This window comes from Stenotrophomonas bentonitica (genome assembly GCF_013185915.1).
GTDB lineage: Bacteria > Pseudomonadota > Gammaproteobacteria > Xanthomonadales > Xanthomonadaceae > Stenotrophomonas > Stenotrophomonas bentonitica.
Genome location: NZ_JAAZUH010000002.1, coordinates 852,795 through 879,273 on the forward strand (window position 1 = coordinate 852,795; position 26,479 = coordinate 879,273).

Genomic DNA, 26,479 nt, shown 5'->3' on the forward strand with positions numbered 1-26,479 from the left:
AGATCATGCCGCCCGCAGTTGCACCACGCCTCCGTGTCGAAGCCGGTCGAGGTAGTCGGCCCATTCCTGCATCATCCGCACCCGCTCCGCCAGGTGCGTGGTGCGGTTGTAGGCGCGACCGTTAGGATCTTTGACCGCGTGGGCCAGCTGGTGCTCGATGATGTCCGGTCGGAAGCCCAGAACCTCGTCCAGCAGCGTGCGAGCTGTGGCGCGGAACCCGTGCCCGGTGACCGTATCCTTGTCGAAACCCATGCTCCGTAAAGCGGCGAGGACTGCCACCTCCGACATCGGGCGGGAGTCCGTGCGCAAGCCTGGGAACACGTACCGGCCGGCATAGTCCGTAGGCATCGTTTCCTTCAGGTCCCGCAGGATGTTCACAGCCTGCCGGGCCAGCGGCACCACGTGGGGCTGGCGCATCTTCATCCTGCCGGCGGGGATGCTCCATAGGGCCGCGTCCAGGTCGACCTCCGTCCATTCTGCCGCGCGCAGCTCAATCGGGCGAACGAACACCAGCGGCATCAGCTTCAGGGCGGCGCTGACGACGCCCATGCCCCGGTACGCGTGCAGAGCCCGCAGCAGGCCGCCCAGCTGGACCGGATCCACCACCGCCGCATGGTTACGCTCGGGCGCCGGAACCAGCGCGCCGCGTAGGTCCTGCACTGGATTCCGTTCGGCCCGGTCGGTGGCCACGGCATACCGCATGACTTGTCCGCAGTTCTGCATCACGCGGTGCGCCGACTCGAATGCCTCGCGTGCCTCCATCTTCCTGGCTATGGCGAGGAAGTCCGACGCCTTCAGGTCGGCCGCGCGCCGCGCCCCAATGGCCGGGAACACGTCGTTCTCGAACCAGGCCACCACCTTCCTCTCGTACCCGGGCACCCACTGGCGGCCGCGCAGCCACTCCCGGGTGATCGACTCGAAGCTGTCGACGGGTATGCCGGCGGGGGAGGCAGCCACCGCTTTGCGCTGCAGGCCCGGGTCGAGGCCGGAGCGCAGCAGGCGCCTGGCGTCGTCGCGCGCCTCGCGGGCGCTGGCCAGGGTGACGTCCGGGTACAGCCCCAGCGTCAGCAGCTTCTCCTTCCCAGCGACCCGGTACTTCCAGCGCCAGCTCTTGGCGCCGGCCGTGGTGATCAAGAGGTAAAGGCCGCCGCCGTCAGCCAGCTTCTGTGGCTTGTCGGAGGGCTTGGCGCGACGGATTGCGACGTCGGTCAGGGGCATGGGGGTATCGGGTTTTGGGGCGGAGGCGATACCCCAAGATATACCCCCACAGTCGCATGGGCTGCAACGGATACCCCCGGACTGCACTGGACAAAAAGAAAGCCGAGAGGCCCGTTTTATAAGGCTTTCTCGGCTTCTGTGGGCCCCGTGGGACCCAGCGTTGGTGGAGGTGGGCGGAATTGAACCGCCGTCCGAAGGCACTCCATCCCCGGTTCTACATGCTTAGCTCACCGTTCGGTGTCGTCCTGAAGAAGTACGGTGTGCGAAACGCACTCCAGGATCAGCCTGCTTTAGGTTAGGTCGTGACTGACAGGCAGCCATCACAACCGATTCCATGATAATGACCCTACACCGACGAGCACGGACACAAGTGGGTTCGGGGCTCCGCCTAAGTCGGCAGAAGGTAACTCAAACAGCTTTTAGGCTGCGAGAGCGACCGGAGCGTAGTTGTCGTCGTTGGCAACTAGAGTTTTGCCGCTGGATTTACGAGGAAAGCTGCCCCCTCGGCATGCACCAAGTAACTTCACAACCCTCGTCGAAACCAATGCACCCCCGGTTTCTTCAAGACCTGCAAGCTGTCCAGCGACCCGGACATTACTTGACGGGCCCGATGCTACTCCAATTCAGCTGAACAGTCACCCGAAAGCGTCAGGGGCCTGTCGGCTTTACCTGCCTTCACGCTGGCGCTTGCTGTCGGCCTGGTGCTTGGCCCGGACCTTGCGGTCGTGGTTGGCGGCATTGCGCTGGGTCATGGCCTGCTTGCGGGCTTCGGGTTCGGCCCGGGCCATCAGGGCCTCGATCCGGGCCACCAGGCGGCGGTGCTCGAGGGAGTCGTAGCTCTGGTTTTCGGAGGCGATCCGCTTGGCGTTGCGCAGGGTGTAGGTCAGCACCTTGAGCAGGGCGGCCGGGTCCATGGCGCGCGCCAGCTCGCCGAAGATGGTCTCGTAGGCGGCCACGTCGGCCTGGAGCGTGGTGGTGGGGTCCGCGGTGGGGGCGGATTCCAGGGTGGTTTCTTCGGTCACGGGGACGCTCCGGGGTATTCGGGGGTAAAGCGGCCGGGAAGAGCCCGGCGCTGCATTGAGAAATCAGGCGTCGCGGTTGTGGCGGCGCATGGTGCGCTGCTTTTCGCGGGCCCAGTCGCGGTCCTTTTCGGCGTCGCGCTTGTCGTGGGTCTGCTTGCCCTTGGCCAGCGCCACTTCCAGCTTGATCTTGTTCTTGCTCCAGTACATCGCGGTGGGCACGATGGTGTAGCCGTCACGCTCGACCTTGCCGACCAGCTTGTCGATCTCCGCGCGGTGGAGCAGCAGCTTGCGCTCCCGGCGGTCGTTGGCGACCACGTGGGTGGAGGCCTGGATCAGCGGGGTGATCTGGGCGCCGATCAGGAAGATCTCGCCGTCCTTGACGTAGGCATAGGCGTCGATGATGTTGCCGCGGCCGGCGCGGATCGACTTGACCTCCCAGCCCTGCAGGGCCAGGCCGGCCTCGTAGCGGTCCTCCAGCGAGTACTCGTGGCGGGCACGCTTGTTGAGCGCGATGGTTTTGTTGGCCGTCGCGTTCTTTGCTTTATCCTTGGCGCTGTTCTTGCTCATTTACCTATTGTCTCCGATTCGGGCCCCACGTGGTCGATTCGCCAGCCAAGCCATCGCATGCCAACCATCAAACGTAGTGCCCTGGTCGAACATTCGGCTGCCCGCATGTTCGACCTGGTCAATGATATCGACGCCTACCCGCGCCGCTTCCGCTGGTGCTCGGCCGCGCAGGTCCTGGAAACGGGTCCGGACCGGGTGGTGGCGCGGCTGGATCTGGGCCTGGGGTCGTTTTCGACCTGGTTCATGACCGAAAACACCCTGCAGCGTCCGCACCATATTGATATGCAGCTGCGTGATGGACCCTTCAAGCGCCTGCACGGCCGCTGGGAGTTCCATTCGCTGGCCGAGGACGCCTGCAAGGTGACCCTGACCCTGGAGTTCGAACCGAACTCGCGCCTGCTCGGGCCGGCGCTGGCGCTGGGCTTCCAGGGCCTGGCCGACCGCATGGTCAATGATTTCGTCCGTGTCGCCGACACGCAGGACTGAGCGGTGATCCGGGTGGAGGTGGTGCTGGCCTGGCCAGAGCGGGTGAAATCACGCCTGCTGGAGCTGGGCGAGGGCGCTACCGTGGGCGAGGCGGTTGCGGCGGCCGGGATCGAGGGGAGTGCGGATTGCCCGGCCATGGCTGTGCATGGGGTGCTGGCGAAACCCGGCCAGGTGCTTCGTGACGGTGACCGGGTGGAGCTGTTGAGGCCGTTGGTGGCGGACCCCAAAGACAATCGGCGGCGGCGGGCTCGCGAACGGTGATAGCGGCCGGGCAGAGCCCGGCGCTACTTAGCCGTTCCGATTACCGGCCGCGCTGCTTCTTCTTGTCCTTGGCCAGGTTGCGGCCGAACTGGCGCACCTGGTCGCGGGCCAGCTGGGCGTCGTTGTTCGGGAAGAAATCACCCTCCCAACGGGTCACCTGGTCGTTCTCGAAGAACACCACGAAATTCTTGGTCTCGGTCCGGCCCAGGCGGTCCAGCCGCTGGCTGGCCGTGTAGTCCCAGCGCTGGGCGTGGAACGGGTCGTCGATGGAGGGGGTGCCAAGCAGGGCGTTGACCTGCTGCTTGCTCTGGCCCACCTGCAGCTGACCGACGGACTGCTCCCGGATCAGGTTGCCCTGGTAGATGGGTTGCTTGTAGATGATGCCGCAGCCCGTGGTGGACAGGGCAACGGCGGCGACCAGCAGGAGATTGCGCATCGGGAATGGCGTTTGGGGAAATCCAGTCGATGATACACTCCGAACGTGTCGCCGCGACCCGATCCGAGGCAGCTGGCGCTAAATCGCCAATGAACGGAGACCTATGGAAACCCACGACCTGCGCAAAGTTGGCCTGAAGGTGACCCATCCGCGTATGCGGATCCTTGCCCTGCTCGAGCAGCGGGACGCCCAGAAGCACCAGCACCACATGACGGCCGAAGACATCTACCGCCAGCTGCTGGAGCACGGCGACGAGATCGGCCTGGCCACGGTGTACCGGGTGCTGACCCAGTTCGAGGCCGCCGGCCTGGTGCTGAAGCACAATTTCGAAGGCGGCCAGGCCGTTTACGAACTGGACCGCGGCGGCCACCACGACCATATGGTCGACGTGGACTCGGGCAAGATCATCGAGTTCGAGAGCCACGAGATCGAGGAACTGCAGCGCAAGATCGCCGCAGACCACGGCTACGAGCTGGAAGAGCACTCGCTGGTGCTCTACGTGCGCAAGAAGCGCAAGTAACCTGCGGTTGCCTGCGCCCCTGAAAACCCCGGCCACGCCGGGGTTTTTTCATTTTCCGGGCACTGCCTGCAGGTCCACCGCCTCGGCCATGGCCCGGTTGCCGGCGTCGCTCGGGTGCAGGTGGTCGCCGGAGTCGAAGGCCTGCGCCATCCGCGCCGGATCGGCCGGGTCGCGTAGGGCCTGGTCGAGGTCGATCACCGCGTCGAACGGGGCGTCGGTGCGCAGCCAGGCGTTCAGTTGCTGGCGGAGCCTGTCCTTATCCGGTTGGTAGTAGCCTTCCAGCGGCGTCCCGGAGAGTGCCCCGACGAATGGCAGCAGGGTGGCTGCGACAACCCGCACCCCGGCGGCATGGGCGCGTTCAACCAGCTGGCGGTAGCCGGCCTGCAGTTCGGCCAGTGACGGCTGCGGCTGGTCCGGCGCGAAGGCCGTGCCCGGCCAGCTGATGTCGTTGATCCCGATCAGCACGATCGCCGTGGTGACACCGGCCTGGTCCAGCACGTCACGCTGGAAGCGGCCCAGCACCGATTCGCCCATGCCGTCACTCAGCAGGCGGCCGCCGGAAATGCCGGCATTGACCACCGCCACCCCCTTCGGTGAGAGCCGACTGGCCAGGTGGTCGGTCCAGCGCTGGTCGCGGTCCAGGCTGGCGGTGGCGCCGTCGGTAATCGAATCGCCGATCACCACCACGCTGCGCGCGGACGCGGGGGCCTCGACCTCGATGCCGGTCACGAACAGGCGGGCGGTGGTTGGCGTGCTGTCGCGCAGGGCGCTGGCCCGGGACTGGTTGCCCGGCGCGATCGCACTGGTCTGGCGCCCGTCCCAATGGAAGGTCTGCAGCGGCGTGGGGCCGGGCACGTACACGTCGACCTGCACCGCCTGCAGGGCTTCGGTGCGCAGCGCGACCGGGTCGCTGAGGCGCTCCTGCCCGGGGGCGATCTCGATGCCGGGGTGCCCGTCGAAGGCGAGCGCCACGGGCCGGGCTCCTGCTGCGCTGGCCACGCTGGCGGAACCGATCTTGAGCGGCGCCGTGCCGTAGGCATTGCTCAGTCGTACCCGCAGGCGCGGGCCGCCCAGGCTGATCCGCGCGGTCTGGCGGAAGGTCTGGTCGTTCAATGCCGGCGGAAGGTTCGTGGGAAAGATGAAGTCGGAACCCCACACCGGCTGCGGGCTGGCCTGCCAGCTGGCCACCCAGTGCGGCGGCGGTGCGGCCCGGGCCGGGTACGGCGCAACGGCGGCGAAGGCGATCAGGGTGGCGGCGATAAAGGGAACCAGGGGGCGCATGACAGGCATCCAGAGGAAGAGGAGGCCATCGTGCGCGGCACTCCATCTGTGAACTAGACTGCGTGCGGACAATCATCTGTGAACTGGATTCGCCAATGCCGACGCCTGACATCAACCGTTCCGGCCAGCTGGAGATCTTCGTGCGGGTGATCGAGGCCGGCAGTTTTTCGGCGGCGGCGCGCGCGCTGGACATGACGCCTTCGGCGGTCAGCAAGCTGGTGGCGCGGCTGGAGCAGCGGCTGGGTACGCGCCTACTGCAGCGATCGACCCGCCAACTCCAGCTCACGCCTGAGGGCTGCGCTTTCTACGAGCGCGGCCTGCGCGTGCTGGCCGACCTGGACGAGGCCGAGCGCTGTGCCAGCGCGCATGCCGAACCGCGGGGGCGGCTGCGGGTGAACAGCAACGTGCCGTTCGGGCACCACTTCCTGCTGCCGCTGCTGCCGGCGTTCCTGGAGCGGCATCCGCAGGTGGGCGTGGACCTGGTGCTGACCGACGAGGTGATCGACCTGCTCGAGCAGCGCACCGACGTGGCGGTGGGGGCCGGGCCGTTGAAGAGCTCGAGCCTGGTCGCCCGGCAGCTGGGGTCGACCCGGATGATGATCGTGGCCGCGCCGGGCTATGCGGCACGGCATGGGCTGCCGCGCGATGCGGTGGAACTGCTGGCGCACAACCGGCTGGATATCGGCCATGCGCGGGCGCAGACCGGTTGGCCGGTACTGCATGGGGGGCAGGTACAGGTGGTGCCGCCCAGCGGCAATGCGCGCGCCAGCGATGGCGAGGCGTTGCGTCGGCTGGTGGTGGCCGGGCTGGGGCTGGCCCGGTTGGCGGCGTTCCAGGTGCAGGCCGATGTGGCGGCCAGAAGGTTGGTGCCGGTGCTGGAGGACGCCAATCCCGGCGACCGCGAGGAGGTGCATGCGGTGTTCGTGGGGCAGGGGGGGTACCTGCCGCTGCGGGTGCGGGCGTTGTTGGATTTTCTGGTGGAGCGGGTGGATCTGGGGGCGCCTGTGGGGTGAAGCAGCGGGGCAGAGCCCCGCTCTACGCCTGGAGGAGCTTGCGGGCGGCGGCCCGGGCTTCCTTGGTGACTTCCACGCCGCCGAGCATGCGTGCCAGTTCTTCTTCGCGGGCGCGGGCGTCCAGCTTTTCGACCGCGCTCTGGGTCATGCCTTCCACCGGGGCCTTGCTGACCCGGTAGTGGGCGTGGCCCTTGGAGGCGACCTGCGGCAGGTGGGTGACGCACAGCACCTGGCGCTTTTCTCCCAGCGCACGCAGTTTCTGGCCGACGATGTCGGCCACCGCGCCACCGATGCCGGAATCGACTTCGTCGAAGACCATGGTCGGTACCGCGTCCAGGCCCAGCGCGGCCACTTCGATCGCCAGCGAGATGCGCGAGAGCTCGCCGCCGGAGGCGACCTTGCGCAGTGCGCGCGGGGGCTGCCCGGCGTTGGCCGCGACCAGGAATTCGACCCGCTCGGCCCCGTTCGGGTCCGGCTTGGCCGCCGCGTGCGGTTCGATCTCGATCAGGAACTGGCCGCCGCCCATGCCGAGCTCGCCGATCAGGGTGGTGGTGGTCTCCGACAAGGCCTTGGCGGCCGTGCTGCGGCTGGTACTGAGGGTGGCGGCCACAGCCTGCCACTGCCCGGCGGCGCGCTCGATCTCGCCGGCCAGCGCCTGCAGGCGGGTGTCGGCGCCGCGCAGCTGCTCAACCTCGGCCTCCATTGCGTCGCGGTGCTCGGCCAGGCCTTCCATCGGCACGCGGTGCTTGCGGGCCAGGTCGTGCAGGCGGCCCAGCCGGCGTTCGATGTCCTCGAACTGCTCGGGGTCGGCGTCCAGGTCGTCGTGGACGCGGTCGAGCAGGGCCAGGGCTTCGTGCAGCTGGATCACCGCGCTGTCCAGCAGCGCGTCCACCTCGCCCAGCCGGGCGTCGTGCTCGGCCACGCGTGCTAGGTCGTGCCGGGTCTGCTGCAGCAGCTGCAGCACCGACACGTCATCGTCGCCATTGAGGCGTGCGGCGGCCACGTCGCAGGCGCTGACCAGCGCCCCCGCATGGGCCTGGCGGCGGTGGCTGCTGCCGAGCGCGGCGATCGACGCCGGCTCCAGGTCTTCGCGCTGCAGTTCGCCGAGCTGGTGTTCGAGGAAGCCGATGCGGTCGCTGACATCGCCCTGGCGCGAGAGCGCGTCGGCTTCGTCCACCAGTGCCTGCCAGCGCGCGGCCGCCTGGCGCACCTGGGCGCGTTCGGCGTCATTGCGCGCATAGGCGTCCAGCAGGGCCAGCTGCGACGGCCGCGCCAGCAGCGCCTGCTGCTCGTGCTGGCCGTGGATCTCGACCAGCATGCCGGCCAGTTCGCTCAGCTGCGAGAGGGTCACCGGGCGCCCGTTGATCCAGGCGCGCGAGCCGCCGTCGGCGCGGATGATCCGGCGCAGCTGGCACTGTTCGTCGTCGTCCAGCTCGTTCTCGCGCAGCCAGCGCCGGGCCGGGGCGTCGTCGCCGGGGGCGAATTCGGCCGACAGCTCGGCGCGCGCCGCGCCGTGGCGGACCACGCCGCTGTCGGCGCGCAGGCCGGACAGGAAGCCCAGCGCGTCGACCATCAGCGACTTGCCTGCGCCGGTCTCGCCGGAAACCACGGTCATGCCCGCGCCGAACTCCAGTTCGGTGGCGCGGACCACGGCAAAATCCTTGATCGATAGATGTCTGAGCATGGTGTTCGTTTCTTGAGCCGCGCAACGCTAGCATGGGAGGGGCAGGCCGTGCTCCTGTCATTATCCAGTCCCGCGTCTCACAGGTTGATTCCATGCACCCGTCCGCGCCCCATCTCGCCCCGCGCGCCCGCCACCTGCTGCGGACGCTGATCGCGCGCCATATCCAGGATGGCGAGCCGGTCGGGTCGCAGACCCTGGCGCGGCTGGCCGGGCTGGACGTGAGCCCGGCGACCATCCGCAACATCCTTGGCGACCTGGAAGACCTCGGCCTGCTCAGCTCGGCGCACGTCTCGGCCGGGCGCGTGCCCACCGCGCACGGCTACCGGGTGTTCGTGGACAGCCTGGTCAAGATGCAGCCGCCGGGCGAGGGCGAGCTGAGCCGGCTGCGCAGTGAGCTCTCGAGCGGGGCGGGCACCCAGGCCCTGCTGGGCAGCGCGTCGGAACTGCTCTCGGCGATGAGCCACTTCGTCGGCGTGGTCGGTGCGCCCAAGCGCGAACAGTTCGCGTTCCGGCATATCGATTTCGTGGCGCTGGACGCGCGCCGGGTCCTGGCGATCCTGGTGTTCGCCGACAACGAGGTGCAGAACCGGGTGATCGAACCCCGGCGCAGCTGGGAGCCGGCCGAGCTGGAGCAGGTCGCCAACTACCTCAATGCCCACTGTGCAGGGCGGCCGCTGTCCGAGATCCGTTCAAGGCTGCTGGTCGAGCTGCGCGACGCGCGCTCGGAGATGGAACAGCTGCTGGCGCACAGCGTGGAGCTGGCCGAGCAGGCCATGGCGCCGCCGGCCGACGATATCGTGCTGGCCGGGCAGACCCGGCTGATGGGGGTGCAGGACCTGTCCGACCTGGACCGGCTGCGCGAACTGTTCGACCTGTTCGCCAGCAAGCGCGAGATCCTGCAGCTGCTGGAGCGCACCATCCAGGCCCCGGGCGTGCGCATCTTCATCGGCGAGGAGACCGGGGTGATGCCGCTGGAGAACATTTCGCTGGTCACCGCGCCGTATTCGGCCGGCGGCCAGGTGCTGGGCGTGCTGGGCGTGATCGGCCCGAAGCGGATGGCCTACGACCGCATGATCCCGCTGGTCGAAGCCACCGCCCAGGTGCTGGGCGCGGCGCTGGATTCGCCAGGCGGCGCCGGATTGTCCCGCGATCGCGGATAAACGCGCTTTTTGCTCTTGAATCGGGTCCGACCGCCCACATAGGGGTGGGTGGAGGCGGAGAGTCACCGCCAAGGATCCGACAATGAACCAAGATAACGCCGATATCGCATCCCAGGCCCCGGCCGGCGACGCCGCCCCGGGCGATTCCCTGCAGCAGCAGCTGGACAGCCTGCACAACGAGCTGGCCCTGCTCCGGTCCGAGTCGCTGCGTGAGCGCGCCGACCTGGACAACCAGCGCAAGCGCGTGGCCCGCGACGTCGAACAGGCGCGCCGCTTCGCCAATGAAAAGCTGCTGGGCGAGCTGCTGCCCGTGTTCGACAGCCTGGACGCCGGGCTCAACGCCGCCGGTGCCGAGCCGAGCCCGCTGCGCGAAGGCCTGGAGCTGACCTACAAGCAGCTGCTCAAAGTCGCCGCCGACAACGGCCTGACCCTGCTCGACCCGACCGGCCAGCCGTTCAACCCCGAACACCACCAGGCGATCAGCCAGGTCGACGCCCCCGGCGCCGCCCCGGGCAGCGTGGTCCAGGTGTTCCAGAAGGGCTACCAGCTCAACGACCGCCTGCTGCGCCCGGCCCTGGTCGTGGTCGCCCGCGACTGACCTGAACGTGTTTGGTCGTGATCGGACACAGCGTCCGATTCATGGCTTGAAAGTGACAACTGCGTCCCACACATCCCATTCATAACCCGGCAGCTGCCGGACGTTTCCCACATTTCAGGAGTCTCCCCCATGGGCAAGATCATTGGTATCGACCTCGGCACCACCAACTCGTGCGTGGCGATCATGGACGGCGGCAAGGCCCGCGTCATCGAGAATTCGGAGGGCGACCGCACCACGCCTTCCATCGTCGCCTACACCAAGGACGGCGAAGTGCTGGTCGGCGCCTCGGCCAAGCGCCAGGCCGTGACCAACCCGAAGAACACCTTCTACGCCGTCAAGCGCCTGATCGGCCGCAAGTTCACCGACGCTGAAGTCCAGAAGGACATCGCGCACGTGCCCTACGGCATCCTGGCCCACGACAACGGCGACGCCTGGGTGCAGACCAGCGACGCCAAGAAGATGGCCCCGCAGGAAATCTCCGCCCGCGTGCTGGAGAAGATGAAGAAGACCGCCGAAGCGTTCCTGGGTGAGACCGTCACCGAGGCCGTGATCACCGTGCCGGCCTACTTCAACGACAGCCAGCGCCAGGCGACCAAGGACGCCGGCCGCATCGCGGGCCTGGAAGTGAAGCGCATCATCAACGAGCCGACCGCCGCGGCCCTGGCCTATGGCCTAGACAAGGGCGACGGCAAGGACCGCAAGATCGTCGTGTACGACCTGGGCGGCGGCACCTTCGACGTGTCGATCATCGAAATCGCCAACGTCGACGGTGAGAAGCAGTTCGAAGTGCTGGCCACCAACGGCGACACCTTCCTGGGCGGCGAAGACTTCGACAACCGCGTCATCGAATACCTGGTGGACGAGTTCAACAAGGACCAGGGCATCGACCTGCGCAAGGATCCGCTGGCCCTGCAGCGCCTAAAGGACGCGGCCGAGCGCGCCAAGATCGAGCTCTCGACCAGCCAGCAGACCGAAGTGAACCTGCCGTACGTCACCGCCGATGCCTCGGGTCCGAAGCACCTGAACATCAAGCTGACCCGCGCCAAGCTGGAAGCGCTGGTCGAAGACCTGATCAAGAAGTCGATCGAGCCGTGCCGCATCGCGCTGAACGATGCCGGCCTGCGTTCGAGCGACATCAGCGAAGTGATCCTGGTCGGCGGCCAGACCCGCATGCCGAAGGTGCAGCAGGCGGTCACCGAGTTCTTCGGCAAGGAACCGCGCAAGGACGTCAACCCGGACGAAGCCGTGGCACTGGGTGCTGCGATCCAGGGCGGCGTGCTGGGCGGCGACGTCAAGGACGTGCTGCTGCTGGACGTGACCCCGCTGTCGCTGGGCATCGAAACCATGGGCGGCGTGTTCACCAAGATCATCGAAAAGAACACCACCATCCCGACCAAGGCGTCGCAGGTGTTCTCCACCGCCGAGGACAACCAGTCGGCCGTGACCGTGCACGTGCTGCAGGGTGAGCGCGAACAGGCCCGCTACAACAAGTCGCTGGCCAAGTTCGACCTCTCCGGCATCGAGCCGGCCCCGCGTGGCCTGCCGCAGGTGGAAGTGTCCTTCGACATCGACGCCAACGGCATCCTGCACGTGTCGGCCAAGGACAAGAAGACCAACAAGGAACAGAAGGTCGAGATCAAGGCCGGTTCGGGTCTGTCCGAGGACGAGATCGCACGCATGGTCGCCGACGCGGAAGCCAACCGCGAAGAAGACAAGAAGTTCCACGAGCTGGTCCAGGCCCGCAACCAGGCTGACGCGCTGATCCACGGTACCCGTACCGCGATCACCGAACACGGCAGCAAGGTCGGTGGCGACGTCATCGGCAAGGTCGAGTCGGCGCTGGCCGACCTGGAAACGGCGATGAAGGGCGACGACAAGGCGCAGATCGAAGCCAAGTCGAAGGCACTGGAAGAAGCCGGCCAGGCGCTGTTCGCTGCGGCTTCGGCCGGTGACCAGGGCGGTGCCCCGGGTGCCGACGCCGGTGCCGGTGGCAACGGCGGCGCGCAGGACGACGTGGTGGACGCCGAGTTCACCGAAGTCAAGGACGACAAGAAGTCCTGATCCGGACGCCAAGACGGGACGTTGCGCAGGCAACGTCCCGTTGTCGTATCCATGAACGCCTGACTGCCGGAACCCGATTCAAACCATGAGCAAGCGCGACTACTACGAGGTGCTGGGTGTTTCCCGCACCGCGACCGAAGAAGAACTGAAGAAGTCCTATCGCCGTTGTGCGATGAAGTACCACCCTGACCGCAATCCGGGCGACAGCGCGGCCGAAGCCTCCTTCAAGGAGTGCAAGGAAGCCTACGAAACCCTGTCCGATGCCAACAAGCGCCGCATGTACGACGCCCACGGCCACGCCGCGTTCGAGCACGGCATGGGCGGTGGTGGTCCGGGCGGTCCGGACATGGGCGACATCTTCGGGGACATCTTCGGCAACATCTTCGGTGGCGCCGGTGGTGGTCCGCGCCAGGCCCGTCGCGGCGCCGACATCGGCTACGTGATGGAGCTGGACCTGGAAGAAGCGGTGCGCGGCATCGAGCGCCGCATCGACATTCCGACCCTGTCCGAGTGCGACGACTGCCACGGCAGTGGGTCGGACGATGGCAAGGTCGAAACCTGCAGCGTGTGCCAGGGCCGTGGCCAGGTGCGCATCCAGCGCGGCATCTTCGCCATGCAGCAGGCCTGCCACAACTGCAACGGGCGTGGCCAGATCATCCAGAACCCCTGCAAGACCTGCCACGGCAACGGTCGCGTGGAGGAAGACAAGGTGTTGTCGGTGAAGGTGCCTGCCGGCGTCGACACCGGCGACCGCATCCGCCTGGCCGGCGAGGGCGAGGCAGGTCCGGCCGGTACGCCGCCGGGCGACCTGTACGTGGAAGTGCGCGTGCGCGAGCACGAAATCTTCCAGCGCGATGGCGACGACCTGCACTGCGAAGTGCCGATCCGCATCTCGCAGGCCGCACTCGGCGACACCGTGCGCGTGGCGACCCTGGGCGGTTATGCGGAAATTCGCATCCCGGCCGAAACCCAGACCGGCAAGCTGTTCCGCCTGCGCGGCAAGGGCGTGCGTTCGGTGCGCAGCCGCAGCGAAGGCGACCTGTACTGCCGCGTTGTGGTGGAAACCCCGGTCAACCTGACCAGCGAACAGCGCAAGCTGCTCGAGCAGTTCGAAACCACCTTCACCGGCGAGGAAGCGCGCAAGCATTCGCCGAAGTCGGCCACCTTCATGGACGGCGTGAAAGGTTTCTGGGACCGCATGACCTCGTAACCGATCGTTTCACCTGCAACACAAAAACACCGGGCATGTCCCGGTGTTTTCGTGTCTGCGGCGCTAAAATCCCCTGATGAACGATTCCCTCGAAAGCCACCTGGTCCACGGTCGCCGCCAGCGCCCGGACGGTCCGTCGCCGGTCGACGTCATCTCGGTTCAATCGCAGCTCGTGTACGGCCATGCCGGCAACAGCGCCGCCGTGCCGCCGCTGCGCGCCCTCGGCGTGCGCGTGGCCGAAGTGCCGACCACGCTGCTCAGCAATGCGCCGTTCTATCCGACCACGCGCGGCCGCGTGCTGCCGGCCGACTGGTTCGCCGACCTGCTGCTGGGCGCGGAAGAGCGAGGCCTGCCGGCGCGCGCGAAGATGCTGGTGTCCGGCTACTTCGGCAGTGTCGGCAACGGTGCGGCGTTCGCCGACTGGCTCGAACGCGTGCTGCCGGCCTCGCCGCAGCTGCGCTACTGCCTGGACCCGGTGATCGGCGACACCCATACCGGTCCCTACGTGGAGCCGGGGCTGGAAACCATCTTCGCCGAACGCCTGCTGCCGCATGCATGGCTGGTCACGCCCAATGCATTCGAACTGGGTCGTCTGACCGGCCTGCCAAGCCTGGCCGAAGCCGACGCCATCGCGGCCTCGCGCGCGCTGCTGCAGCGCGGGCCGGAATGGGTGCTGGCGCACAGCGTGGGCGGCGATCCGGGCGAACTGGTGACCCTGGCGGTCAGCCGCGACGCCGTCTGGCGCTGGTCCTCGCCGCACCTGCCGGTCGACGTGGCCGGCACCGGCGACGTGCTGATGTCGCTGCTGGTCGCCTTCCTGCTGCGCGGCGAGCGCTTCGAGCAGGCCCTGTCGCGCTCGATTTCCGGCGTGCATGCCGCGTTGGAAGCGACCCTGGCCAACGACCACGAAGAATTCGATGTGCTCGCAGCCGCACCGGCGGCGCTGGCGCAGCCGCACCGTTTCACCGCCGAGCGGATCGCGTGATGCAGCGTCCGGTGGTCGGCATCGTTGGCAGCGCCGGTGCCTACGGGCGCTGGCTGCGCACCTTCCTCGAGCAGCGCATGGGGCTGGAGGTGATCGGCCACGACCCGGCCGATCCGGCGTCCGACGGTCCCGAACTGCTGCTGGAACGCGCGCAGGTGCTGGTGTTCTCCGCGCCGATCCGGCACACCCCGGCGTTGATTGCCGAATACGTGCAGCGCTCGGCGGGCCGTGAGGCCGGACGCCTGTGGCTGGACGTCACCTCGGTCAAGAGCGAACCGGTCGCGGCGATGCTGCGGTCGCAGGCGGAGGTGGCAGGCCTGCACCCGATGACCGCCCCGCCCAAGGCGCCGACGCTGAAGGGCAGGGTGATGGTGGTGTGCGAGGCGCGCCTGTCGGCGTGGCAGCCGTGGGTGGCGCAGCTGTGCGCCGCGCTGGAAGCCGAATGCGTGCGCGCCACGCCCGAGCACCACGACCAGGTCATGGCGCTGGTGCAGGCGATGGTGCATGCCACCCACCTGGCCCAGGCCGGCGTGCTGCGCGACTACGCCGAGCTGCTGGGCCCGCTGCAGGACCTGATGCCATACCGGTCGGCCTCGTTCGAGCTGGATACCGCGATCATCGCGCGCATCCTGTCGCTCAACCCGGCCATCTACGAGGACATCCAGTTCGGCAATCCGCACGTGGCGCCGATGCTGGACCGGCTGCTGGCCCAGCTGCAGACGCTGCGCAGCCAGGTGGAGCAGGGCGATGACGCAGCGCGCGCCGCGTTCCGCCAGCAGCTGCTCGCCGACAACCGCGAACACCAGGGCGCCGCGCTGCTGGCCGACGGCAACTACACCTTCGAACGGGTCGGTTACCTGCTGGCCGACCTGACCGAGCGCAACGCGATCAGCGTGCACCTGCCCGAGGATCGCCCCGGCTCATTGCGCGAGCTGCTGCATGTGTTCGAACGGCATGGGGTGAGCCTGGCCTCGATCCATTCCTCGCGCACGCCCGGTGGCGAAGTGCATTTCCGCATGGGCTTCGTGCCGGGCAGCGACCTGCAGGCGATGCAGCGGGCGGCGGTGGAGATCGACGCCAGTGGCATCGGCCGGGTCCTGCCACGCTGACGCGCTGCCGCATTCATCCACAGGGGGTGTGGATGAAATGCGGACAAGCATGTGGATAAGCGAGCGCAGCCCCCGTACCGCAAGGCTGTCAAGATGGGTGGCGATTAATTGACCATGCCGGTCAGGTGGTCAAGGTAAGCTCGCCACCGCTGGTGCGGAAGGTCCTGCCATCGCGGACCAGATGCCGGCCGTCGGCCAGCTCGTAACGCACATGCGGATCGGCCGCGGTGTTTGCGGTGGCGGCCAGCTCATCCTTGAATTCGATGACGACGTAATCGTCACCGTTCGCATCGGTAGCGGGAAACTGACGGAACGACATGCAACACCTCCTGCAGCGGTCTGATGGGACGAGTGTCACCATGCGACCGCAGGTGTTAGCGGTGCGTCATCAATCGATGAACTGCAGTTTCGCCAGTTCAGCATACAGGCCACCCTCGGCCAGCAGCTCTGCGTGGGTGCCTTGGGCTACGATGCGGCCGTGGTCCATCACCACGATGCGATCGGCCTTCAGTACCGTCGCCAGCCGGTGCGCGATCACCAGCGTGGTGCGCCCGGCCATCAGGCGTTCCAGTGCCTGCTGCACCGCGCGCTCGCTCTGCGCGTCCAGCGCGCTGGTGGCTTCGTCCAGCAGCAGGATCGGGGCGTCCTTGAGCAGTGCGCGTGCAATGGCGATGCGCTGCTGCTGGCCGCCGGACAGGCGCGCCCCGCGCTCGCCCAGTTCGCTCAGGTAGCCGTCCGGGAGCGCCTCCAGGAATTCATCGGCCTCGGCCGCTTCGGCCGCGCGCTGCACCTCTTCATTGCTGGCTTCCAGCCGCCCGTAGCGGATGTTGTCCAGTGCGCTGCTGGCAAACAGGGTCGGCTGCTGCGGCACCAGCGCCATCTGCGCGCGCAGCTGTGCCGGGTCGACCCGGCGCACGTCCACGCCGTCCACCTGCACGCTGCCGGCGGCGGGGTCGTGGAAGCGCAGCAGCATCGACAGCACCGTGCTCTTGCCGGCGCCGGACGGCCCGACCAGCGCCACGGTTTCGCCCGGGCGCACGTGCAGGTCGAAGTGGTCCAGCGCGGCGGTGTCGCGCCGCTGCGGGTAGTGGAAGACCACGTCCTGGAAGCGGATCTCGCCGCGCAGCGGCTGCGGCAGCGGCAGCGGGTCGGCCGGGCTGGTGATCTCGATGTCCTCCTGCAGCAGTTCGGCGATCCGGCCCATGCCGCCGGAGGCACGCTGCAGTTCATTCCAGACTTCGGCCAGCGCACCTACCGAACCACCGCCGATCAGCGCGTACAGCACGAACTGGCCCAGCGTGCCGGCGCTCATGCGGCCGTCGATCACGTCGTGCGCGCCGAGCCACAGCACGCCCACGATCGCACCGAACACCAGCACGATGGCGGTGGCGGTCACCAGCGACTGTGCCCCGATGCGACGCCGGGCGGCGCGGATCGACTCGCCCAGCGCCGCGTTGAAGCGGCTGCGTTCGTACGGCTCGCGCGCATGCGCCTGCACCGTGCGCACCGCGCCCAGGGTTTCGGCGGCCAGGCTGTTGGCATCGGCGATGCGGTCCTGGCTGGCGCGCGAGATGCCGCGCAGCCGGCGTGCACCGATGATGATCGGCAGCACCGCCAGTGGAATGCCGACCAGCGACCACGCGGCCAGGCGCGGGCTGGTGACGAACAGCATCACCAGGCTGCCCACTACCGTGACGCTGCTGCGCAAGGCCACCGACATGGTCGAGCCGATCACGCTGCGCAGCAGTTCGCTGTCTGCGGTCAGCCGCGAGACCAGTTCGCCGCTGCGGCTGCGGTCGTGGAAACCGGCGCCGAGTGCGATCAGGTGCGCGTACAGGCGGCTGCGCAGGTCGGCCACCACTTTTTCGCCAAGCAGCGAGACGAAGAAGAAGCGTGCGGCCGTGGCCAGCGCCAGCACCACCGCCACCAGGAACAGCAGTGCGAAGGCGCGGTTGATCTGGCCGCCGCTGTTGAAGCCATGGTCGATCATCTGCTTCACCGCCGGCGGCAGGCTCAGCGTGGCCGCCGAGGACACCGCCAGCGCCACCAGCCAGGCCGCGAACAGCCCGCCATGGCGGCGCACGAACGGCCACAGCGTGCCCAGGCTGCCAAGGCGGCGCAGGGTCGGGGCCGGCGGGGAAACGGGGTCAGTCATGGGCAAGGCCTGGTTCGGTGCGTGCGTGCACCCGGATACGATCACGGGTGGCGTCGCGAAGGCGGATTTTCAACGGGTCGACCTGGTCGGCGGGCAGCCGGACGTGCAGTTCCACCCCGGAAGCGGTGAAGGTTTCGTCCAGTTTGTCGGCCAGGTGCTGCGCCAGCGCCGCATGCAGCGCGCCGAGGTCCTCGAAACCGGCGTGCACGGTCAGCTCGGCCAGCGCCACCAGCGGCAGACGCGGCGCGGTGCGCAGGCATTCGGCGGCGGTGCCGCCATAGGCCCGCACCAGGCCGCCCGCACCGAGCTTGATGCCGCCGTACCAGCGGATCACCACCACCATGATGCGGTCGAAGCCCTGGCCGTCGATGGCGGCCAGGATCGGGCGACCGGCGGTGCCGGCCGGCTCGCCATCGTCGCTGGAGCGGTACTCGTTGCCGTGCCGGTAGGCCCAGCAGTTGTGCGTGGCGTCGGCCACGGCGACCTGCTGCAGGAAAGCGAGCGCATCGGCGGCCGCCTCGATCGGCGCGGCGTGCGCGACGAAACGGCTGTGTTTGATGTCCAGGCTGTGGCTGACGGTGGTGGCGAGCGTATCGGGCATCGGGATTATTGTAATGCGGCATTGCTGCCAGCCGGGCAGGGCCCGGCTCTACCGGGCACGCATCACGGATCCAACAACGCGCGCAGGTCGCCCGGAATACGCGCTTCCGGATATGCCTGCAGATAACGCTCCAAACTCGCCCGCGCCGTGTCCAGATCGCCCGCATCGCGGCGCTCGCGGATGCGCTTGATCCACTGTCGGCGTGGCAGCGCGGCGTCGGCATCGACCGCGCGGGTGAGCGCATCCGGCGATGCCAGTGCGCCGTACGCGTCCACCGGTGCCGGTGCGGTGCGGCGCATGACCCCGGGGGCTCCCTGTGTGCGTGCAGGGGCAGGCGCGGCCAGCTTGGCGCGCTCGCGCGCATCGGTGGCACGGCTGCCCGTCACTTCCACGCGGTCCAGGTCGGCCGACTGCACTGCATCGGCCTGCTCGTTCTGCAGGACCGGGGCCGCCATCGGCGCAGGGGGCGCCGGGGGAGTGGGCATGGCCATCGGTGCCGCAGCGGGCATCGGCGGTGGCGCTGGCAGGGGTGCCGGCTTGGGCGCTGACAGTACCCGCGCCGACGCAGCGGCAGGTTTCTCCTGGGGCGCCGCATCGGCAGCCGGCGCGTCGGCCGGTACAGCCGCAGGTGCCGTGTCGGCGCTGGCGGCGGCTTCGGCCTGCGGTGGCGCTTCCGTGGCCATTTCGCTCGCCATCGGTGCCGGTGCGGCCGGCGGTGGCCCCTCCGGCTTGAGCTGCCAGGCGATGCCCACCGCGAACACCAGCGAGGCGGCCAAGCCGAGTGCTGCCGGGAAGCGCGAACGCCTGCGCGGCGGCGTGGTGGACACGGGCGCAGCAGGAGGCGCAGACGGTTCGGCAGCGGGTGTTGCGGCCACCGGTTGCACTGCCGCACGCGCAGCGGCCAGCACCGCATCGTCCACCGCCGCCGGCGGTGCACTGGACGCCGGCCGACCCAGCAGGCGGGCCAGTTCGCGTTCTTCCGGCGTCAGCGGATCGGGGCGGTTCATGGGCTCAACTCCGCGCGCAGTTTGTCCATCGCGTAGCGCAGCCGCGATTTCACGGTTTCGCGGCCCACGCCGGTGACCTGCGCGATCTCTTCCAGGCTCAGCTCCTGTTCCAGCCGCAGCTGCAGCACGGTGCGCTGGTCATCGGGCAGCTGCTCCATGGCCAGCTGCAGGCGGCGGCGCTGTTCGAATTCGGACAGCTGGGTTTCCGGCGTGCGCGTATCGCTCATGCGCGCCACGCGCTCGTCGGCGTCGCCAGGCGCGGCCGGGCGGTGGCGCATCGCCCGCCAATGGTCGTTGAGCCGATTATGGGCAATCCGGAACAGCCAGGTGGTGAAGGCGGCCTCCGGCTGCCAGCCCGCACGGGCGGCGATCACCCGCTGCCACACGTCCTGGAACATCTCGTCGGCCAGCGCCGCATCGCGCAGCTGGCGCAGCAGGAAGCTGTACAGGCGGTTGCGGTGGCGCGCATACAGGCTTTCGAAGGCACGCAGGTCGCCCCCGGCCCAGGCCAGCATCAGAGACTCGTCGGTTGGCAGGGCAGCAGCATCCACGGCGCACAGAGTAAGCGCTGGAGGGGTCTGCGCATAGCCGCGCTGGGCAGGGGCAGTGGCGGGGTTCAAGGCGTCGACAGGGGTGGCACACCCTCACAACAACGGCCGAGGGCAGGCAATGGGGTGAAGGACTTCCATTCACCCCCGGTTTGCGCGTTATGCTCGGGGGACAGGGGAGGCGCCGGGTATCCGGCGTCAAAAGAGATGAACATGTTGTCCAGCCAGGCAGTGTCGACTTCGGGACAGAAGGACCGCAGCGCAGCGGTATCGGCAGCGCTTGGGCGCACGCTGTGCGCGCTGTTGCCGGCCGGCGCCCAGCTCACCCTGGGCTGGTCCGACGCCACGCTGGGCGAAGGGTGCCTGCGGCATCCGCCGCGGGCCGGTTCGGATCGCGCGCTCCTGGATACGCTGCTGGCCTCGCCGCCGGTCTGCCCGCAGGGCGGGGCGGTGTACCGCTGGCAGCACCAGGGCGGCGAGCTGGTCATCCACGTCCTGCTGGACGATGGCGCAAGCCCGCCCGACGCCTGGTGGGGCGTGGCTCGCAGCGGCCTGCAGGACGCGTTGGCGCTGGCCCGGCAACGCGAGCAGATCCGCTCGCTGGAAAATTCCAAGCGGCTGCAGCAGGCGTTGTATGAAATCGCCGACCTGGCCGGTGCAGACCTGGAAATGAGCGAGATGCTGCGCCACTTCCACCGCGTGCTCAATTCGCTGATGTACGCGCAGAACTGCTACATCGTCGAGTACGACGATGTGCGCCGGCGGATCCGCTTCCTGTACTTCGCCGACCAGCGCGACAATTTCGTGGCCGATCCGGACCGCAGCTACGAAGAACATGAAATGCCGCGCAGCCTGACCTTCGCGCTGCTGCGCCACGGCCAGCCGCTCAGCGGGCCGTCCAACGAACTGCTGGCGGCGATGAGCGACGAGTACGACCCCAGCCGCGGGCCGGAGAGCCTGGACTGGCTGGGCGTGCCGATGCTGCGCGACGGCCGGGTCTGCGGCGCCATCGTGGTGCAGAGCTACGAACAGCGCGTGCGCTACAACGAAGCCGACCGCACCCTGCTCGGTTATGTGGCCCAGCACATCCTCACCGCGATGGACCGTCGCCAGGCGCAGGTGCAGCTGGAGCGCCAGGTGGAGCGACGCACGCTGGAGCTGCAGCGCGCCAACCACAGCCTGCAGGACGAAGTGATCGAGCGCCGCCGCGCCGAGAAACTGCAGCTGGCGCTGTTCAACATCGCCGAAATGGCGATGAGCGCTGAAAGCCTGGCCCAGTTCTACGTGCAGGTGCATGGCGTGGTCGGCACGCTGCTGGACGCGCGTAATTTCTACATCGCGCTGGTCGACGAATCCGGCGAAGGGCTGGAGTTCGTCTACTCGGTGGACGAATACAACCCGGCCCGCGCCCCGCGGCCGTTCAGCATGGGCCTGACCGAGTACATCGTGCGCAACCGGCAGCCATTGCTGGCGTCGCGCGAGCATATCGACGCGCTGCGCGCCTCGGGTACCGTCAACGAGTTCGGTGCGCGCTCGCACTGCTGGCTGGGGGTGCCGCTGCTGAGCGATGACGACGTGGTCGGCGTGATCGTGGTGCAGAGCTACTCGCCGGAGATCAGTTTCACCGCGCACGACCAGCGCCTGCTGACCTTCGTTGCGCAGAACATCGGCAACGGCCTGGCCCGCCAGCGCGACCAGGAGCGCCTGCGCAACGCGCACGCCGAGCTGGAAATACGCGTCGACGAGCGCACCCGCGAGCTGGCCGAGGTCAACGACAAGCTGCTTGGCCAGATCGGCGAGCGCCTGCGCGCCGAACAGCGCCTGACCCACCAGGCCCTGCACGATGCCCTGACCGGGCTGCCCAACCGCGCGCACCTGCTGGATCGCCTGGAGGATGCCATCGCCCGCGCACGCTCGCGCGACGGCCTGCGGTTCGCGGTGCTGTTCCTGGACCTAGACCGCTTCAAGCTGGTCAACGACAGCATCGGCCACGCCGCCGGCGACCAGATGCTGGTCGAGGTGGCCAAGCGCATCGTGTCGATGGTCGGTGGCGATGACGTGGTGGCACGCCTGGGCGGCGACGAGTTCGCGATCCTGCTCGAGTGCGAGCAGGGCCTGGAGTCGGCCCGCGAGTTCTCCCAGCGCATGCTGGTGGCGCTGGAAGAGTCGATGTGGGTGCAGGGGCGCGAGCTGTTCCCGTCCGGCAGCCTCGGCATCGCGATGTGGAGCCCGCGCTACCGCAACGGCGAGGAGATGGTGCGCGACGCGGACGCGGCGATGTACCGTGCCAAGGCGCAGGGCAAGGACCGCTGGGCGGTGTTCGACGAAGCCATGCGCGAAGAAGCGCTGCGCAGCCTGGACCTGGAAGCCGACCTGCGCCGGGCCATCAACAACCGCGACTTCATGCCGTTCTACCAGCCCATCGTGCGCCTCACCGACGGCCAGGTGGTAGGCTATGAGGCGCTGCTGCGCTGGCAGCACGAGCGGCGCGGCCTGCTTCTGCCTAGCGCGTTCCTGGACCTGGGCGAAGAGAGTGGCCTGATCGAACAGGTCGACTGGCTGCTGTATGAGGAAGTCATCGGCCAGCTCGCGCGCGGTGGCGAAGGCTATCTGTCGGTGAACGTGTCGCCGCGGCATTTCCGTTCGCCCGATTTCAGCTCACGGCTGTTCGGCCTGATCGAAGCGGCCGGTGCCGACCCGCGCCGGCTGCGCCTGGAAATCACCGAAGTGGCGTTGCTCGACGACGGCCCGCGCACGCTGCGGATCCTACAGGCGCTGCGCGAGCGCGGCGTGCTGGTGCAGCTGGACGATTTCGGTACCGGCTTCTCGGCGCTGTCCTACCTGCACCGCTTCCCGATCTCCACGCTGAAGATCGACCAGAGCTTCATCGCCGGGCTGCATGGCCAGGACCTGCAGAGCACCTACGCGCTGGTCCAGGGCGTGCTGTCGCTGGCGCGCACGCTGGGCATCGAAACGGTGGGCGAGGGCATCGAAAATGCCGCCCAGCGCGAGACCCTGCTGCAGCTGGGCTGCGATTACGGGCAGGGCTACCTGCTGGGTCGCCCTGCGCCGATGGAAACGTTCGTTACCGCGTGATCAACGCAACGCGGTACGCCGCTTCTCGTCGATCCACTTCGAGGCCTGCGCCGGCTCATACGCGCGCATCCACTCCAGCATCGCGTCGATGTCCTGGCCGTACCACAGGTCGGCGCGCTGGTCGGGGTGCAGGAAGCGCTCTTCGACCATGCGGTCGATCATGCCGATCAGGGGTGCGTAGAAGCCGTCCACGTCCAGGAAGGCGCACGGCTTGTTGCCGATCCCGAGCTGGCGCCAGGTGAGCATCTCGAAGATCTCTTCCATGGTGCCGAACCCGCCGGGCAGGGCCACGAATGCGTCGGACAGGTCGAACATGCGCGACTTGCGTTCGTGCATCGAGCCGACGATTTCCAGTTCGGTCAGGCCGCGGTGGGCCACTTCCCAGTCGGCCAGCTGCTGCGGGATGACCCCGGTCACTTCGCCGCCGCCGGCGAGCACCGCATTGGCCACCGTGCCCATCAGGCCGACATTGCCGCCGCCATAGACCAGGCGCAGGCCGTCACGGGCAATGCGGTCGCCCAGCGCGATCGCGCGTTCGGTGTAGATGGGCTTGCTGCCGGCGTTGGAGCCGCAGTAGACGCAGATGGACTTCATGGGTGGTTCCCGGTGGAAACCACCCATTGTCGCATGGTGGGGTTTACGCCGCCTGCGATTGTTCCCGGCGCGGGCCTTCCTTCAGGGCGCGACCCACCAGGTTCACCAGCAGGTCCAGCTCCTCGCTGTCCATGCCGAAATGCGGGGTGAAGCGCAGCGAGTTCTCGCCGCCATGGATGACGTTGATGCCATGGTTGCGCAGCCACTCTTCGGTCGAATTGGCGCCGTAGCACTTGAACTGCGGGGCCAGTTCGCAGGAGAACAGCAGGCCGGTGCCCTGGACCTTGGTAATCAGGCCACCCAGCTCGCTGCGCAGCTGTTCCAGCTTGCGCACCGCTTCATCGCCGCGCTGGCGGATGTTCTCGCGCACCTCCGGGGTGAGCAGGCCCAGGGTGGCGCAGGCCACGTCCAGCGCACGCGGGTTGGAGGTCATGGTGTTGCCGTAGATGCCCTTGCGGTACAGCTGCGCGGCATGTTCGGTCACGGCCAGCACCGACAGCGGGAACTGCGCGGCGTTCAGTGCCTTGGAGTAGGTCTCCATGTCCGGCACCTCCAGCCCTTCGAAGCCGGGGTAGTCCACGATCGAGAGCACGCCATGCGCGCGCAGGCCGGCCTGGATCGAGTCCAGCAGCAGCAGGCTGCCGTGCTGGCGGGTGAGCTCGCGGGCCAGTGCGTAGAACGACGGCGGCACCGAGCGGCCCGGGTCGCCTTCGCCCATCACCGGCTCCAGGAACACCGCTTCGATGAACCAGTGGTTCTGTTCGGCCTCGGCGAACACCCGCTTCAGCGCGTCTTCGTCGTACGGCGCGATGGCGATCACGCTGTCCTCGCCACGGTAGCTGGCCAGGTGCTGCATGTAGGTCTTGCGGCTGGAATCGGAGTACAGGCCCGGGCGGTCGGTACGGCCATGGAAGCTGCCCTTGACCACCACGCGCTTGATCTTCGCACCGGCATGGCGGGCGCCCGGATCGGTCTGCAGCTTGGCGTTGACGTCGGCGATGCGCGCGGCCAGGCCGACCGCTTCGGAGCCGGAATTCAGGCACATGAACCGCGCATACGGGCAGCCGCCGCGGCGGTGGCCGATCTCGCGGCGCAGCGCCTGGATGAAGCGATGCTGGGACAGGTTCGGGGTCATCACGTTGGCCATCACCTGCGGCGCGGCCATCGCGTCCAGGACCGCCTGCGGGGTGTGCCCGAAGCCGAGCATGCCGTAGCCGCCGGCGTCGTACAGCACCGCACCCTTGAGCGTGACCACCCACGGACCACGGGCGGCGAGGGCGACGTACGGGGTCACCGCGTCGTCGGCATAGAAATTGACGAAACCGTCCTGCATGGCATCGATCTGGGCGCGTTCGTCCAGCGCCAGCAGGTCGGCCAGGTCGGCGCGGACCCGCTCGAATTCGGCAGCGGCGGCGTCCACGGCAGCCAACAGCTGCGGGTGGCCGGCGGCCAGGCGGTCGAGGGTGGCGTCATCCAGGCCGGCGGTGAGGCGGGTGCCGGGCTGGGCGCGGAGGGGGGCGAGGCGTTCGATGAAGCTCATTGCAGATCTCCTGAAACGATTGGCGGCACGGCGCAAATGCAAAACGCGCGACCGTGGCGCGCGCTTGGGGGAATGCGGCTCGTGCATCAAGACTTCCGGTTCGATGCTAGCACGCGCTTTTTCGCGCGATAACCCCGGCAAAAACTGTTGCATAGCAGCATTTTGCGCGACGTTCGCCGCCATGCTCTTTGCTACCGGGAGCCAGTCGTACAATGCGCGACATTGCCTACACGTTGCCGTGCGCTCCCTTGAAGAAGTCCGATTTCCATTACGACCTGCCCGCCGAACTGATCGCCCAGGCCCCGCTTGCCGAGCGCTCGGCCAGCCGCCTGATGGTGGTGCCGCCGGCCCCGGCAGCCTTCGACCACCGCCAGGTGCGCGACCTGCCGGACCTGCTGCAGCCCGGCGACCTGCTGGTGTTCAACGACACCCGTGTGATCCCGGCGCGCCTGTTCGGGCAGAAGGCCAGCGGCGGCCGGGTCGAGATCCTGATCGAGCGCCTGCTCGGCGGGCAGCAGGCGCGGGCCCAGGTCGGTGCCAGCAAGTCGCCCAAGCCGGGCAGCCGGATCGCGCTGGACGCCGGCGGCGAAGCCGAGGTGCTGGGCCGCGACGGCGAGTTCTATGTGCTGCAGTTCCATGTGCCCGAGTCGCTGGAACAGTGGCTGCTGCACGCCGGCCGCCTGCCGCTGCCGCCGTACATCCAGCGCGAGCCGGGGCTGGACGACCGCGAGCGCTACCAGACCGTGTTCGCCCGCGAAGTGGGCGCGGTGGCCGCGCCGACCGCCGGGCTGCACTTCGACGAGGCCCTGCTCGCCGCCCTCAAGGAAAAGGGCATTGGTTTCGGCCACGTCACCCTGCACGTGGGCGCGGGCACCTTCCAGCCGGTGCGTGCCGATGACCTGAAAGACCACGTCATGCACCGCGAGTGGCTGAACGTCGGCGCCGAGCTGGTCCAGCAGGTCCGCCAGACCCGTGCGGCCGGCGGGCGGGTGATCGGCGTGGGCACCACGGTGGTGCGCGCACTGGAAAGCGCGATGCGCGACGGCGAACTGCTGCCGTATGCCGGCGAAACCCAGATCTTCATCACGCCCGGCTACCGGATCCGCAGCGTGGACGCCATGGTCACCAACTTCCACCTGCCCGAAAGCACGCTGCTGATGATGATTTCGGCCTTCGCCGGGCAGGAGCGGGTGTTCGAGGCCTACCGCGCGGCAATCGCGGAAAAGTACCGGTTCTTCAGCTATGGCGACGCCATGTTGTTGTTCCCGCAGGGGGATTGAAAGCGGGCGCGGCGGTTTTGGGCGATAATCGAGGATTATTTGCCCCG

General features: G+C 68.2%; 25 protein-coding genes and 1 other RNA gene. 12 read left to right on the forward strand and 14 right to left on the reverse strand.

Features of this window, described 5'->3' with window-relative positions; all coding sequences use genetic code 11:
* Positions 1-3: 3 nt before the first annotated feature.
* The 4 genes from HGB51_RS15205 to smpB form a co-directional block, all read right to left on the reverse strand.
* On the reverse strand, positions 4-1,218 hold the full coding sequence (locus HGB51_RS15205; protein ID WP_070206509.1) for a tyrosine-type recombinase/integrase: 1,215 nt from the start codon (positions 1,216-1,218) through the stop codon (positions 4-6).
* Between the two features lie 161 nt (positions 1,219-1,379).
* Positions 1,380-1,772, reverse strand: a transfer-messenger RNA (tmRNA) gene (gene ssrA / locus HGB51_RS15210).
* A 111-nt stretch (positions 1,773-1,883) separates the two neighbouring features.
* Positions 1,884-2,240, reverse strand: coding sequence for a hypothetical protein (locus HGB51_RS15215; protein WP_070206510.1), 357 nt, complete (start codon positions 2,238-2,240; stop codon positions 1,884-1,886).
* Positions 2,241-2,303: 63 nt separating this feature from the next.
* Positions 2,304-2,807, reverse strand: coding sequence for an SsrA-binding protein SmpB (smpB, locus tag HGB51_RS15220; protein WP_070206511.1), 504 nt, complete (start codon positions 2,805-2,807; stop codon positions 2,304-2,306).
* A gap of 57 nt (positions 2,808-2,864) precedes the next feature.
* Here smpB and HGB51_RS15225 point away from each other — a divergent pair, with 57 nt between their 5' ends.
* A complete protein-coding gene (locus HGB51_RS15225) occupies positions 2,865-3,293 on the forward strand; it encodes a type II toxin-antitoxin system RatA family toxin (protein ID WP_070206512.1) in 429 nt (142 codons plus the stop codon).
* A 3-nt stretch (positions 3,294-3,296) separates the two neighbouring features.
* The gene (locus HGB51_RS15230; protein ID WP_070206513.1) at positions 3,297-3,554 is read left to right on the forward strand and encodes an RnfH family protein; all 258 of its coding nucleotides are present in this window, start codon (positions 3,297-3,299) and stop codon (positions 3,552-3,554) included.
* A gap of 40 nt (positions 3,555-3,594) precedes the next feature.
* Here HGB51_RS15230 and HGB51_RS15235 read toward each other — a convergent pair whose 3' ends face one another.
* Entirely contained in the window at positions 3,595-3,990 is a 396-nt protein-coding gene (locus tag HGB51_RS15235) for an outer membrane protein assembly factor BamE (RefSeq protein ID WP_070206514.1), read from the reverse strand.
* Between the two features lie 103 nt (positions 3,991-4,093).
* Between HGB51_RS15235 and fur the strand changes: the two genes are divergently transcribed.
* Entirely contained in the window at positions 4,094-4,510 is a 417-nt protein-coding gene (gene fur / locus HGB51_RS15240) for a ferric iron uptake transcriptional regulator (protein WP_068851145.1), read from the forward strand.
* A 48-nt stretch (positions 4,511-4,558) separates the two neighbouring features.
* Here the strand turns inward: fur and HGB51_RS15245 are convergent, their stop codons facing one another.
* Positions 4,559-5,791, reverse strand: a complete 1,233-nt coding sequence (locus HGB51_RS15245) for an SGNH/GDSL hydrolase family protein (RefSeq protein WP_070206515.1) — start codon at positions 5,789-5,791, stop codon at positions 4,559-4,561.
* Positions 5,792-5,886: 95 nt separating this feature from the next.
* On the opposite strand from HGB51_RS15245, the gene HGB51_RS15250 reads away from it, so the two are divergent.
* Entirely contained in the window at positions 5,887-6,804 is a 918-nt protein-coding gene (locus HGB51_RS15250) for a LysR family transcriptional regulator (protein ID WP_070206516.1), read from the forward strand.
* Positions 6,805-6,826: 22 nt separating this feature from the next.
* Here the strand turns inward: HGB51_RS15250 and recN are convergent, their stop codons facing one another.
* Positions 6,827-8,488: a DNA repair protein RecN gene (recN, locus tag HGB51_RS15255; protein ID WP_070206517.1), complete on the reverse strand. Its 1,662-nt coding sequence runs from the start codon at positions 8,486-8,488 to the stop codon at positions 6,827-6,829.
* A gap of 92 nt (positions 8,489-8,580) precedes the next feature.
* Between recN and hrcA the strand changes: the two genes are divergently transcribed.
* From hrcA to HGB51_RS15285, 6 genes are all read left to right on the forward strand, one after another.
* Positions 8,581-9,648, forward strand: coding sequence for a heat-inducible transcriptional repressor HrcA (gene hrcA / locus HGB51_RS15260; protein ID WP_070206518.1), 1,068 nt, complete (start codon positions 8,581-8,583; stop codon positions 9,646-9,648).
* Between the two features lie 82 nt (positions 9,649-9,730).
* On the forward strand, positions 9,731-10,246 hold the full coding sequence (grpE, locus tag HGB51_RS15265) for a nucleotide exchange factor GrpE (protein WP_070206519.1): 516 nt from the start codon (positions 9,731-9,733) through the stop codon (positions 10,244-10,246).
* 129 nt (positions 10,247-10,375) lie between these two features.
* Positions 10,376-12,307 carry a molecular chaperone DnaK gene (gene dnaK, locus HGB51_RS15270; protein WP_070206520.1) on the forward strand — a complete coding sequence of 644 codons (1,932 nt, stop codon included), beginning with the start codon at positions 10,376-10,378 and terminating at the stop codon, positions 12,305-12,307.
* 85 nt (positions 12,308-12,392) lie between these two features.
* The gene (dnaJ, locus tag HGB51_RS15275; protein ID WP_070206521.1) at positions 12,393-13,517 is read left to right on the forward strand and encodes a molecular chaperone DnaJ; all 1,125 of its coding nucleotides are present in this window, start codon (positions 12,393-12,395) and stop codon (positions 13,515-13,517) included.
* A gap of 76 nt (positions 13,518-13,593) precedes the next feature.
* The gene (gene pdxY, locus HGB51_RS15280) at positions 13,594-14,502 is read left to right on the forward strand and encodes a pyridoxal kinase (RefSeq protein ID WP_070206522.1); all 909 of its coding nucleotides are present in this window, start codon (positions 13,594-13,596) and stop codon (positions 14,500-14,502) included.
* The gene (locus tag HGB51_RS15285) at positions 14,502-15,611 is read left to right on the forward strand and encodes a prephenate dehydrogenase (RefSeq protein ID WP_070206523.1); all 1,110 of its coding nucleotides are present in this window, start codon (positions 14,502-14,504) and stop codon (positions 15,609-15,611) included. Before pdxY ends, HGB51_RS15285 begins: the two co-directional genes overlap by 1 nt.
* Positions 15,612-15,732: 121 nt before the next feature.
* On the opposite strand, the gene HGB51_RS15290 is transcribed toward HGB51_RS15285, so the two are convergent.
* The 5 genes from HGB51_RS15290 to HGB51_RS15310 form a co-directional block, all read right to left on the reverse strand.
* Entirely contained in the window at positions 15,733-15,930 is a 198-nt protein-coding gene (locus HGB51_RS15290; protein WP_070206524.1) for a hypothetical protein, read from the reverse strand.
* A 69-nt stretch (positions 15,931-15,999) separates the two neighbouring features.
* Positions 16,000-17,766 (reverse strand): ABC transporter transmembrane domain-containing protein, encoded by a 1,767-nt coding sequence (locus HGB51_RS15295; protein ID WP_070206525.1) that lies wholly within the window; start codon positions 17,764-17,766, stop codon positions 16,000-16,002.
* Positions 17,759-18,367: an IMPACT family protein gene (locus tag HGB51_RS15300; protein WP_070206526.1), complete on the reverse strand. Its 609-nt coding sequence runs from the start codon at positions 18,365-18,367 to the stop codon at positions 17,759-17,761. The genes HGB51_RS15295 and HGB51_RS15300 overlap by 8 nt, the downstream gene beginning before the upstream one ends.
* A gap of 62 nt (positions 18,368-18,429) precedes the next feature.
* Positions 18,430-19,374 (reverse strand): hypothetical protein, encoded by a 945-nt coding sequence (locus HGB51_RS15305; protein WP_070206527.1) that lies wholly within the window; start codon positions 19,372-19,374, stop codon positions 18,430-18,432.
* Positions 19,371-19,925 carry an RNA polymerase sigma factor gene (locus tag HGB51_RS15310; RefSeq protein WP_070206528.1) on the reverse strand — a complete coding sequence of 185 codons (555 nt, stop codon included), beginning with the start codon at positions 19,923-19,925 and terminating at the stop codon, positions 19,371-19,373. The genes HGB51_RS15305 and HGB51_RS15310 overlap by 4 nt, the downstream gene beginning before the upstream one ends.
* Positions 19,926-20,135: 210 nt before the next feature.
* On the opposite strand from HGB51_RS15310, the gene HGB51_RS15315 reads away from it, so the two are divergent.
* Complete coding sequence (locus HGB51_RS15315) at positions 20,136-23,018, forward strand: bifunctional diguanylate cyclase/phosphodiesterase (RefSeq protein ID WP_425505388.1); 2,883 nt, start codon at positions 20,136-20,138, stop codon at positions 23,016-23,018.
* Here the strand turns inward: HGB51_RS15315 and HGB51_RS15320 are convergent, their stop codons facing one another.
* Positions 23,019-23,612 (reverse strand): LOG family protein, encoded by a 594-nt coding sequence (locus tag HGB51_RS15320; RefSeq protein WP_070206530.1) that lies wholly within the window; start codon positions 23,610-23,612, stop codon positions 23,019-23,021. It lies immediately after the preceding gene.
* A 43-nt stretch (positions 23,613-23,655) separates the two neighbouring features.
* A complete protein-coding gene (locus HGB51_RS15325; RefSeq protein WP_070206531.1) occupies positions 23,656-25,152 on the reverse strand; it encodes an aminotransferase class III-fold pyridoxal phosphate-dependent enzyme in 1,497 nt (498 codons plus the stop codon).
* Positions 25,153-25,400: 248 nt separating this feature from the next.
* Here HGB51_RS15325 and queA point away from each other — a divergent pair, with 248 nt between their 5' ends.
* Positions 25,401-26,432, forward strand: a complete 1,032-nt coding sequence (gene queA / locus HGB51_RS15330; protein WP_102945636.1) for a tRNA preQ1(34) S-adenosylmethionine ribosyltransferase-isomerase QueA — start codon at positions 25,401-25,403, stop codon at positions 26,430-26,432.
* Positions 26,433-26,479: the final 47 nt, after the last annotated feature.